9 protein-coding genes are annotated in these 10,988 nt (G+C 74.7%); 2 read left to right on the top strand and 7 right to left on the bottom strand.

The window, feature by feature from the left end; all coding sequences use genetic code 11:
* Together BLR33_RS33850 and BLR33_RS33845 are read right to left on the bottom strand one after the other, a co-directional pair.
* Positions 1–367 (bottom strand): WXG100 family type VII secretion target (locus BLR33_RS33850; RefSeq protein ID WP_143031817.1); only part of this gene is annotated, 367 nt, incomplete at its 3' end.
* Positions 364–831, bottom strand: coding sequence for a hypothetical protein (locus BLR33_RS33845; RefSeq protein WP_143031816.1), 468 nt, complete (start codon positions 829–831; stop codon positions 364–366). The genes BLR33_RS33845 and BLR33_RS33850, both read right to left, overlap by 4 nt.
* 420 nt (positions 832–1,251) lie before the next feature.
* Between BLR33_RS33845 and BLR33_RS33835 the strand changes: the two genes are divergently transcribed.
* Positions 1,252–3,318 carry a hypothetical protein gene (locus BLR33_RS33835; RefSeq protein ID WP_093788813.1) on the top strand — a complete coding sequence of 689 codons (2,067 nt, stop codon included), beginning with the start codon at positions 1,252–1,254 and terminating at the stop codon, positions 3,316–3,318.
* Between the two features lie 92 nt (positions 3,319–3,410).
* The gene (locus BLR33_RS33830; RefSeq protein ID WP_093788811.1) at positions 3,411–5,231 is read left to right on the top strand and encodes a hypothetical protein; all 1,821 of its coding nucleotides are present in this window, start codon (positions 3,411–3,413) and stop codon (positions 5,229–5,231) included.
* A 58-nt stretch (positions 5,232–5,289) separates the two neighbouring features.
* Here BLR33_RS33830 and BLR33_RS33825 read toward each other — a convergent pair whose 3' ends face one another.
* From BLR33_RS33825 to BLR33_RS33805, 5 genes are all read right to left on the bottom strand, one after another.
* The gene (locus tag BLR33_RS33825) at positions 5,290–5,718 is read right to left on the bottom strand and encodes a YbaB/EbfC family nucleoid-associated protein (protein WP_143031815.1); all 429 of its coding nucleotides are present in this window, start codon (positions 5,716–5,718) and stop codon (positions 5,290–5,292) included.
* A 281-nt stretch (positions 5,719–5,999) separates the two neighbouring features.
* Positions 6,000–9,602 carry a hypothetical protein gene (locus tag BLR33_RS35530; RefSeq protein ID WP_093788807.1) on the bottom strand — a complete coding sequence of 1,201 codons (3,603 nt, stop codon included), beginning with the start codon at positions 9,600–9,602 and terminating at the stop codon, positions 6,000–6,002.
* Between the two features lie 85 nt (positions 9,603–9,687).
* A complete protein-coding gene (locus BLR33_RS33815; protein ID WP_093788805.1) occupies positions 9,688–10,251 on the bottom strand; it encodes a hypothetical protein in 564 nt (187 codons plus the stop codon).
* 3 nt (positions 10,252–10,254) lie between these two features.
* Entirely contained in the window at positions 10,255–10,545 is a 291-nt protein-coding gene (locus tag BLR33_RS33810) for a WXG100 family type VII secretion target (protein ID WP_093788803.1), read from the bottom strand.
* Between the two features lie 98 nt (positions 10,546–10,643).
* Entirely contained in the window at positions 10,644–10,982 is a 339-nt protein-coding gene (locus BLR33_RS33805) for a WXG100 family type VII secretion target (protein ID WP_093788801.1), read from the bottom strand.
* Positions 10,983–10,988: the final 6 nt, after the last annotated feature.

The raw sequence follows: 10,988 nt of genomic DNA, 5'->3' as shown, positions 1-10,988 counted from the left end.
CGAGTTCCCACAGGGTGTAGGCGAGGAAGATGAGTTGGATGAGCAGGGAGTACTTGGTGTACTCCAGTTGGACGGCGGCGTTGCGGGACAGGTCGCCGATGCCTTGTGCGGATTGGGCGACGTTGGGCAGGACGGTGCGCATCTGCCGGGTGAAGTCGGAGAACTGGTCGGCGACGGGGCCGCCGAGGGAGTCCAGGACGCCGGTGGTGGCGGGGTCGATCTCCTGGGTGAGTTTTTCCAGGTGCTGGGCGGAGGTGTACCAGGCCTGGGCCAGGACCTGCATCTTGTCCTCGTCGCCCTTGGGCCAGGACTGACCCATCGCCAACTCGGCCACCCAGTCCAACTCAGGCGGCAGATTGATACTCACCCGTGCTTGCCGGTCCCTGTCGAGCGGGGCTCCACCTGCTCGGGGGCGAGCCTGCGGGCCGCTTCGACGTGCGTGCCCTCCATCTGCTCAAGCCCCTTGGCCATCGTGGTGATGCCGTCCGAGGTGCTGTCGAACAGCTGCTTGGCGCTGCGGATCGTCTCCAGGATGCGCTGCGCGCTGGGCTCGTACTGCGCGCGGAACTGCTCGCCGGTCCGGTCGTCGCCGGCGTAGGGCAGCAGCTCCTCGTGGGTCGCGTTCAGCCAGTCGTGCACGGCCAGCAGCCGGGCGCCCAGCTCCTGCATGTAGGGGGAGTTCTTGGCGATGCCCCCGGTGTCGGCGGAGAAGGTGTTGCCCATCGTGGGGTCCTTTCCTCGGGCGCCGCCGTTTTCGGCCCCGCGCAGCCAGCCGGACAGCCCGCCGCGTCCTTCCGGGTCGGTGGGGTCGCGGCGAACGACCTCACCCAAGGGATACCTGGTCCGCGCGCGCACTTGCGCGCGCGGTGGCCAAGTGCGCCTGTCTGTACCCGACACCTTGCCCGTCGGGCTCGACATCGCGGCCTCCCCGCGGTGCCCGTAGCACCCCGGCAGGCCCCAACTGCGCTGCTCGGGGGCCGCGTCGGCACCGCGCCGGCCCCGAACGCCCTCCCGCGGCCTGCCCGTTGACGCTGGTGTGGCCTCCGACCTGCTCGGTTACTGTCGGCACGTGACGGTGACGTGGGCGCACCAGATGCGCACGGCTGACGCGGCCAGGGCGGCGAGCAGGGCGAACGCGGCCGGCCGCGGGAACCAGGTCGGCCGGACCCGGCCGGCACGGGCCGCGGCGGCGCACGGCCGCGCCGCGCACCCACCCGCGGCACCGGCCCGCCGCGCCGCGAAGGACCCGCGGTGAGCGCCCGGCGCGGCACCGGCCGGCTGCGGGTGGCCCGCCCCGGCTCGGGGCACCTGCAGGTCAGCGGCGAGGACCGGGTGCTCGTCGTGCACACCGGCGGCTCGCCGTCCGAACATCTCGCCCAGGCCGCCGACGAGTTGCGCCGCGGCCACCCCGCGGACCAGGCCACCGTGCTGGTCGGGGCCGGCTTCGGCGCCCCCGAGGCGCTGTACGCGCTGCTCGCCCCCGAACTCGCCGACGCCCGCAAGAACGGCGTGCGCACGGTGCGGCTGGTCATGGCCCGGGCCGCCGAGCCCGGTGGCGGCGCGCTCGCCCAGGCGCTCGCCGAGGCCGCCTCCTGCGACGTGCTCGCGCCCGCCGGGCTGATCGTCGTCGTCCCCGGCGGCACCCTCTTCGCCCCCGACCTGCCCGGCGCGCCCGGCGGCTGGTGGCACTTCTCGCCAGGGCTCGCCCCGCACCGCACCGGCACCCGGCTGCCCGAACCGGCCTGGCAGGCCGCCGTCGAGCGCACGGCGCCACCCACGACGGCCGGCTGCGTGGTCGAGCAGATCCCCGCCGGCCTGCTGGTGCTGCCGGTCGGCGTGCCGCCCGAGGGCGCCGACGCGCTGCGGTACGCGGTGCCGCCCGACCCCGCGGGCCCGCTGGTCCTCGTCGGCTCCTCGCACACCGGCGCGGTGCCCGCCGACGCCCTCGCCGAGGTGATCGCGGCGCTGCCCGGCGCCGTGCGCGGCAGTGTGCGGCTCGCCCCGGGCGACGGCGCCGACCTGCTGCCGGCCGGCCAGGGCGTCGCGGACCTGCTCGGCATCCCCGTCCGGGTCGCCACCGGCCTGCCGCTGCTGCTCGACGCCCCCTCGGCGCCCGCCGGTACGCCCCGCACGGTCCTCACCGACGCCGAGGGCGAGCCCTCCTGGCGGCCCTACGTCGAGGCCGTCACCTGCACGCCCGCCGACGGCGAGGACGGCGCCGGGCCGAGCCTGGGCGCCTGGCGGCCGCCGATCGGCGGCCTGCGGCCCGGACTCGAGCCGGGCGCGATGATGCTGGACCGGCAGTGGGAGGTCGTCGTCACCCGCGCCGGGCTGTGGGTCGGCCCCAACGGGTCCGCCGTACCGGAGGAGATCGCCGCCCGGCCGGTCAGCCGCGACCTGATGGCGCTGGACGTCGGCATCCCCGAGGAGCCCTTCGACCCGGCCGTCTGGGAAGCCCTGGACCGCCTCTTCACCGCCCTGCAGGACGACGTGCGCGAGCGGACGTTCGTCCAGCTGCACGGCGACTGCACCGCCGACGACCTGCGCGACCTGCGCCGCCTCGCCATGCGCCACGACCTCGCCGTCGCCCCCCGCGACTGGCGCGGCACGGCCGGCGAGGACGGCTCCCCGAAGGAGGCCGGCGCCCCGCTCGCCGACGTCCTGCCGCTGGTGCGCAAGGCCGAGGCGGTGGCGCGGGCAGCCGCACTTGAGGCGGAGGCGGAGGCCGAAGAGGACGAAGCGGCCCCGCAGATCCACGAAGAAGGCGTGGAAGCCACGCTGACCGCGCAGCCCGGCGAGGCCGCGGAACCGTACGGGCCCGCTCCCGCCGAACCGGCCGCCGCGGGCACCGAGCCCGCCCCCGCCCGTACCGCCTTCGGCCGCATCTTCGAGCCCGTCTTCACCCCGGGCCCCCTGCCGGCCGGGCCGCAACCCGCGGGACACGACGACGCCGCGGACCCGCGTCCGGCCGCCGCCTCGGCGCAGGACGCCGGCCGGGGCGGGGCCGCACCGCCGGCCGGGCCGCGCCCGCCGGTCGTCGCCGGCGACCAGGAGCCTCCCGCGGCCGTGCAGGCACCCGCGGGCGGCGGGCAGGCAGCGTTCCCGGCCGTGGCCGCCACCGCGGCCGGGAGCACAGGCGACCAGGCGGCGGCCGAGCCGATGGGCATCACGGGCGCGCTGGTCGCCGACCTGCCGGCCGCGCTGGCGCCCACCTTCACCCCGCCGGTCGTCCCCCCGCTCGCCGGCAAGGCCGCCTACGCGGCCGGCGGCGACGCGGCCGGGCACGCGCCGGACCGCGAGCCACCCGACCGGCCCTGAGACGTCGTGGACCGCGGTGGGGCGCCGATCCCCCGCGAGCGCCTCTCGCACCACCCGCGGACCACGGCCCGACGAACGACGAGGAGAACGCCATGACCCCCACCCACCCGCCCGGCGCGGACCGCCCGGACTCCGGAGGAACGCTGCGGGCCCGGCGCGTCCGGCGGGCGCTGCCGCTGCCCCTGTACGACGGCGACCTCGACGGCGCGGCCGCCTCCGCGGCCCTCGCCCGCGGCCAGGCCGAGGCGGCCGGCGCGCTCGGCCTGCTGGACCTGCCGGGCGCCGCCGAACCCGCCGTCGCCCCCCGTCCGCTGCCCGACACCGCCGCGCTCGCCTTCCGCCCCGACCCGGGCACCTTCGGCGCCGAGGAGCAGGGCGCCGCCCGCTCCGGGCGCAGGACCGGCCCGTGGCCGCTGGTGGCCGCGGCCGCGGTGGCCGGCGCCGTCCTGGTCTCGACGCCGCTGCTGCACCAGAAGGGCGACAAGGAGACCACCGGCGAGGGCCTGGACCGCGCGGTCCCGGTGGCCACCCTCGGCGCCGACACCGACGGCCACACCTCGCACGCCGTGCCCGACGGCGGCACCGACAGGACCGGCCTGATCGACGGCACCGTGCCCGCCGGGACGGTCCCCACCACCCAAGTGCCGCGCGCCGACCGGCACGTCCCGCCGGCCGTCCGGGCGCACACCCCGGCCGCGGCGGGCACGGTGACCCCGACCACGAGCCCGTCCACGACCAGCGCCGCCCCCGACGGGACCGCGCCGGGCGCCCTGCCGCAGGCGGCGCCCCTGGACCGGGAGTTGGCGCCGCACAACTTCGACGCCCTGCTCCCCGGCGCCGTGCCCGCGCCCGACACCCAGCAGGGCCCGCTGACCTCCGCGGACCCGGACTCGGCGGCCACCCCGGCCACCCCCGGCAAGGCGGCCGACGCGCCGAAGTCGGACGCCCCGAAGTCCACCCAGAAGACGTTCCCGGTGATCAAGCCGGTGACCAAGGCCCTGACCCAGTCGCTGCTCACGCCGGCGACGCCCGCGAAGACCGAGGCGGCCACCCCGGCGAAGAAGGCCGACCCCGCGACGCCCGCCACTCCGGCGACCAAGACGGCCGAGACGCCCGCCAAGTCGGCGACGACGACGGAGACCAAGGCCGCCGCCAAGCCGGCCACCAAGTCGGCGAGCACGGACACGAAGTCGGCGAGCACGGACACGAAGTCCGCGAGCACGGACACGAAGTCCGCGAGCACGGACACCAAGTCGGCCAGTACGGACTCGAAGTCGGCGACCACGGACACCAAGTCCGCGAGCACGGACACGAAGTCGGCCAGTACGGACACGAAATCGGCGACCACCGACACCAAGTCCGCGAGCACGGACACGAAGTCGGCCGGCACGGACACCAAGTCCACGACCACGGCGGCCGCCAAGCCCGCCGCCGCGCCGCACACCGCGGTCACGCACGAGGCGATGACGGGCAGCGCCAAGCCGGACACCGCGACGTCCGACCACACCACGGACGCCAAGCCGCCGACGCCGCCGGCCCCGCCCGCGCCTCCCGCCAAGCCCGCCACCCCGCAGTACGGGACGCGGGTCGTGGACGCCACGTCGGTGCTGCACGCGGGCCAGTCGGTCTCCACCGACCACGTCCGGATCTCCATGACCCAGGGCGGCAACCTGCAGATCGGCGACCCGGCCAGCGGCTCCGTGCTGTGGTCGTCGGGAACCTCCGGCAGCGGCAATTACGCCGTCTTCCAGGCGGACGGCAACCTCGCCGTCTACCGCGCGGACGGCAGCGCGCTGTGGAGTTCGGGCAGCGCCGGCCACAACGGTGCCCACATGGTGCTCCAGGACGACGGCAACGTCGTGATCCGGTCGGCCGACGGCAGCCCTGTCTGGGCCGCGGGCACGGTCCACTGACCGCGCGGCCGGTCCCCCCGCCCCGCGGACGGGGGGACCGGCCCCGATCCGGGCCCGGCTACTGCTCCTTGCGCCGGCCCCGCTCGGCCTGCTCGATCTCGGGGAACTCCCCGCCCTCCGGCTCCGGCGGGAAGAGATCGGCCAGTTGCACGTTGCCCGTCAGCAGCGCGGAGGGCTGCAGTCCCTTGAGCAGCCGGCTGAAACTGACCTGCTGGTCCACCTCCGCCAGCGCCTTCTGCCGCGCCTCGGCGATGGTCGCCTTGAGTATGTCGGCCAGCTCCTTGGGCGCCATCCGGCGGAACGCGGCCGTGGGGAACTCGATGTCCGTCACCTCGCCGCGCGCGGTCACCGTCACCTTGACCGCCTTGCGCGGCGCGGTCGCCGTCCCCGCGGACTCGTTGATACGCCGCCGGGTCGTGTCGGCCTCCTCCCGCCGCCTGCGGTACTCGGCCATCAACTCCTCGATCTCCTGCTCGTACCCCGCCACCGTGCTGCCTCCGTCGCTCGTGCCGCCCGCCCCGCGCCGGGTCCGGGCCGGGTGCGGCGGCAGCCGCACCCCACCAGTCAAGTAGCACCCAGGGCAGGCCGGTCTTCCACCGGGGGCGGCGACTTCGACCTGTCCGCTTTGCAAATCTGCCTGTCCGCCTGCCGACAGGGCCCGCCGGACGCGCTAGGACCCGCGGCCGGGCGGGGGTTGTCGGGCACGCGCGCCACGGGGCCGCCGCCCGCATGGTGCTCGCGGGCGGCGGCCCCGGTACGCGGGAGGCGTCAGGACAAGTCGTCGTCCGGGTCGCCCGTCGCGCCCCACACGTTCTGCTCCTGCACCAGCAGGTCGGCCGCGCTGCGGTTCGCGGTCGTCTCCTCCTCGCCGGCCTCGGCCTCCTCGGCCTCCTCCGGCTCCTCCTCCAGCTCCGCGTCGTACGGGACGTCGGCGCACATCATGCTGCCCGACCTCGGCATCTCCTCGATGCGGACCGAGCCGGTGCCCGCCGTGCCCTGCCGGTTGGGCTGCCAGGTGGCCAGCGGCGGCGGGGCGTCGGCCTCGGCGGCGGCGCCGGTCCAGGTCTCCTCGTCCTCGCGGGAGTAGCGGGAGAGCGGGCCGTCGCCCTCCTCGTCCTCCAGCGGGCCGGCGGCCCACAGCATGGGCACGATGGAGTCCTCGGCGCTGTCCCAGGCCGCGAAGTCGTCGCCGGCCTCCTCGCCGCCCGCGGGCAGCACGGGCAGCTCCACCTCGTCGGGTTCCTCGGGCACCCGCTCCTCGGCGGCCTGCGTGCGGCCGCTCTGTGCGAGTGCGGCCTCCGTGAGCAGCGCCGCCTCGGCGACGAGCGCGGCCTCGCGGGTGTGGTCGCCGTGGCCCGGGGCGACCAGGCCGACGCCCTCGGCCGTGCCCGCAGCGAGCGGCTCGCCGCCGTCGGCGGGCAGCGGGTCGCCCTCGGCCTCCTCGCCCCACGCGGCCTCCTCGGCGAGCAGATGGCCCGACTCCGTGGGCCGTTCCTCCTCGTCCTGCCGTGCCCCCGGCGCGCCCTGGGCACCGGGCAGCATCGGCATGCCGGGCGTGCCCTCCGCGGCCTCGGACGGCTCCTCGGCGGTGAAGCCGGAGGCGGCGGGCTCGGCCGGCGGGGTCAGATACGCCCCGCCCGCCGCGACCGGGCCGGCGGCCTCGGGCAGCGGCTCGGCAGCCGCGAGGTCCGGTTCCGCGCCCCACGGGTCGGCGGAGTGCTCCAGCAGCCCGGAGGCGTCGCTGGGATCGGTGCCGTTCTGGCCGGAGTTGCCGTTGCCGCCGGGCGCTCCCATGCCGCCCGGCGGCATGAAGGGCATGCCGCCGGTGCCCGCGGTCTCGCCGGGCACGGCGAACTCCTCGGCGTCCGGGGGCAGTTCGGACACTCCCTCGGGCGAGGCGGGCAGGTCGAGACCGCTGTCGCCGGGCTCGGCGGCGAAGGACTCGGGCTCGTCGACGCCGGTGCCGGGCGAACCCGCCCACGGCTCCGCGGAGTGCTCCAGCAGCCCGGAGGCGTCGCTGGGGTCGGTGCCGTTCTGGGCGGCGTTGGCGCCGCTGCCGGGTGCGCCCATGCCGCCCGGCGGCATGAAGGGCATGCCGCCGGGGGTCTCGCCGGCGGTGGCGAGGTCGGTCGCTCCCGGGAACTCCTCGGGTGTGCTGGTGGGCAGGTCCAGGCCCGTTTCGTCGGGGGTGGTGGCGAAGTTCTGGGGTTCGTCGAAGCCGGTGTCGGTATCGCCGGTCCAGGGTTCGGCGTTGGAGTCCAGCAGCCCGGAGGCGTCGCTGGGGTCGGTGCCGCTCTGGCCGGCGTTGGCGCCGTTGCCGGGTGCGCCCATGCCGCCCGGCGGCATGAAGGGCATGCCGCCGGGGGTTTCGCCGGCGGTGGCGAGGTCGGTCGCCCCGGGGAACTCCTCGGGTGTGCTGGTGGGCAGGTCCAGGCCCGTCTCGTCGGGGGTGGTGGCGAAGTTCTGGGGTTCGTCAAAGCCGGTGTCGGTCGAACCCGCCCACGGCTCCGCGGAGTTGTCGAGGAGCCCAGACGCGTCGCTGGGGTCGGTCCCGCTTTGGCCGGCGTTGGCGCCGCTGCCGGGCGCTCCCATGCCGCCCGGCGGCATGAAGGGCATCCCGCCCGGCGTCTCGCCCGTCGCCAGGTCGGTCGCCCCCGGGAATGCCTGGGGCGTGCTGGTGGGCAGGTCGAGACCGGTGTCGCCCGGGATGGCGGCGAAGTTCTGCGGCTCGTCCAGACCGGTGTCGGGATTGCCGGTCCAGGGTTCGGCGTTGGAGTCCAGCAGGCCGGAGGCGTCGCTGGGGTCGGTGCCGGTCTGGCCGGCGTTGGCGCCTCCGGGTGCGCCCATGCCGCCCGGCGGCATGAAGGGCGTCCCGCCCGGCGTCCCACCGGTGGTGGCGAGGTCGGTCGCCCCAGGGAAGCCCGCCGGGGTGGTGTTCGGCAGCGCCAGGTCCGACTGGGGACCACCCGACTCCAGGCCCAGATCGCCCGGGAAGCCCTGCGGGGTGCCCGTGTCGGCCAGGTCGGAGGTCGGCAGGCCGGTGTCCGACAGCCCGTCGGCGCCACCGAGCCCGGTGTCCCCGGGGAAGTCCTCGGGCGTGCCGGTGTCGTTGAAGGCCGAGCTGTCGTTCGGCAGCCCGGTGCCGGGCAGGTCGGTGGCGCCGTCGGTGCTCGTGGAGTTGGGGAACCCGGCCGGCGGAATGGCGGCGAGGTCCTGCGGGTTCGCCCCGGCGGGCAGGCCGGTGTCGGTGCCGCCCGGGAACGAGCTCGGGGTGCCGTCCGGGTTGAGCGCCGCGTCCAGCGCGTTGGGGTCGAACGGCGGCACGTCCGAGGGACCGCCCGTGCTCAACGAGTCCGGGAAGCCCTCCGGGTTCGCCGCCAGGTCCTCGCCGGGACCGCCGGTGCTCAGCGGGTCCGGGAAGCCGTTCGGGTTCGTCGCGAGGTCCTCGGTGGGGCCGTCCGTCGAGGTGGGGCCGCCGAACGGCTGCGGGCCACCTGTGTCGTCGGGCCCCCCGGTGCTCAGATTGTCGAAGGGCGGTGGCGTGTCGGTCGGCGGCGGGGTGTCCGTCGGCGGTGGCGTATCGGTGGGAGGTGGTGTGTCCGTCGGCGGTGGCGTGTCGGTCGGCGGCGGGGTGTCCGTGGGGGGCGGGGTGTCGGTGGGCGGTGGCGTGTCGGTCGGCGGCGGGCCGAGCGGGTTGTTGATCGGCGTCGGCGCCTTGAGGTTGTCGATCGTCACCTGGTAGTTGCCCGCCAGGCTCTTGAGCACCTTGCGCATGTCGTTGGTCATCATCTCGACCAGCTGCGGCTTCTGGCTGATCGGGATGAGGCCGTTCGACATGGGCTTGACGCCCATCTTCTGCGCCTGGTCGGCGTACCAGATGTCGATGTCGTGAATCAGTTGCTGGGCGTTCTTCAGGTTCACCGAGTTGTTGGCGATCTGCTGCGGCACCGAGTGGCTGCCGGTGGCACCGCCGGAGAGCACGTCGGCGTTCGCCTGCACCTGCTTGGAGAAGGTGTTGATCATGTCGAAGAACGCCTCGGCGGCGTCGCCCTGCCAGGGGCCGTCGGTGCCGGCGAGCGCGTTGGCCTGGTCGGCGAGGGACTTGGCGATGACCGTGAAGACGTTCTGCGCGTAGGCGAACGCGTGGGCGGCGTTGAGCAAGGACGTCGGCGAGGAGACGGAGGCGGCGTGGTCCTGGTTGGTGGTGCTGTCCACACCGGCGGACATGCCGTTGATCGCGGCCTCGATCTGCTTCCAGTCCCAGGTGTCGTAATCCGAGATCGATCCCGGATCGCTGCCGGAATCACCGAAGACGGCGCCGTCGTCGCCCTGGGTGAAGCCGTTGCCCTGGTACTTGTTGTCGTCCGCCATGGCGCTCCTCGCCTGTCGGTGCCCTGCCCGGGGCCGCCGGGGGCGGGCCGGCGCTCTGCCGACCCCGGTGGCCCCGGGTTACCGGTCAGCTGCTGCCGCTGCCGCTCGACCCGCCGCCGTCCTTGACCAGGCCGTCGAAGTCGCCCTGCGCCTTCTGCATGTAGGTCTGCACGTCGGTGGCCTTCAGCACGGTGTCGTCGTGGATCGACTTGTACTTCGCCGAGATGGCGCGCACTCCGGTGGCGATGTCCGTGATGCCCTGCGCCAGGTCGCTGAGCACCGAGCCGACGGCCTTCTTCAGCCCGCCGTCGGCGTTCGGACCGTTGAGGTTCGTCCGGATCGTGTTGCCGTGGTAGAAGGCGCCGGCCCGTACGTCCGTGTTGTCCTGGAGGTACGTCACGGCGTCCTGCACCGGCTTGACCAGGGCGTCCATGTTCTTGGCGAACAGGTCGAGGGCGTCGGTGTCGACCGCCGTCTTCTTGCCGCCTGAGCCGCCACCGGTGGGCACCTTCGGCGGGACGAACGTGCCCGTGGTGTCGGTGAAGGTGTCGTGGTCGGGGGTGACCTGGGTGGGTCCGCCGTAGGGGACCGGATCCTTCTGGTAGACCGGCTTGGGATGCCGGCCGGCGTTGGGGTTGACGACAGCCACGGTCTACTTCCCCCAGATACCCATGCCCTGGCGCTCACCGTTGCCGTACGACTCATTGATCGTGCCGAGCATCTGGGTGGCCATCTGCGACTTCTGGGTCATGTCCGCGGCGGCGGCGTCCCACTGCGCCTTGACCTCGGCGTAGACGGCCTGCGCGTCGGAGGTCCACTCGCTCAGGTTCATCTTGGACTGGTTGTCCAGGTCCTCCAGCGTGGAGTTGATCCGCTGGGTGATGGTGTTCATCTCACCGACGATGTACTCGACCTGGTTCATGTCGACGTTGTATGTGGCCACGGTGCTGGCTCCTTACGAGGGCGGCGCCCGGTGGGGGGCTGGTGGAAAGCTGGGGGATGGCAGGTGGAGGGGGGTACGGAGGCTGCCGGACGTGCGGGTCAGATCGGGAAGTTGGGCAGGCCGCCGCCCGAGCTCATGGTCTGCGCGACGCGGTTGGCCTGGTCCTGGGTGTCGGAGTGCACGTTGGCGTACACGCCGGTGTTCGCCGACAGCTGCTCCAGCATGCGCTGCAGGGCGGCGTTGACCTTCGAGAAGTCGCTCAGCCACTCCTGCATGGCGTTGTGGTAGATGTTCGCCGCGTCGCCCTGCCAGCTCGCCTGGAGGCCCATGATCTGGCCGTCCATCTGCGCGTAGGAGTTGGACGTCTCGTCCAGGGCGGTCTGGAAGGTGCCCTGGGCGGCGGTCATTCCCTGGATATCGACCTGGGTGGGGGCCATACCACT

The sequence above is a fragment of the Actinacidiphila guanduensis genome, assembly GCF_900103985.1.
Taxonomy (GTDB): domain Bacteria; phylum Actinomycetota; class Actinomycetes; order Streptomycetales; family Streptomycetaceae; genus Actinacidiphila; species Actinacidiphila guanduensis.
This window is presented reverse-complemented; position numbering and strand designations above follow the sequence as displayed.

What these genes read in the sequence shown, in the direction of transcription:
- BLR33_RS35530 (WP_093788807.1), bottom strand. Translation starts at nt 9,602, where the DNA reads ATGGCGGACGACAACAAGTACCAGGGCAACGGCTTCACCCAGGGCGAC.
- BLR33_RS33805 (WP_093788801.1), bottom strand. Translation starts at nt 10,982, where the DNA reads ATGGCCCCCACCCAGGTCGATATCCAGGGAATGACCGCCGCCCAGGGC.
- BLR33_RS33830 (WP_093788811.1), top strand. Translation starts at nt 3,411, where the DNA reads ATGACCCCCACCCACCCGCCCGGCGCGGACCGCCCGGACTCCGGAGGA.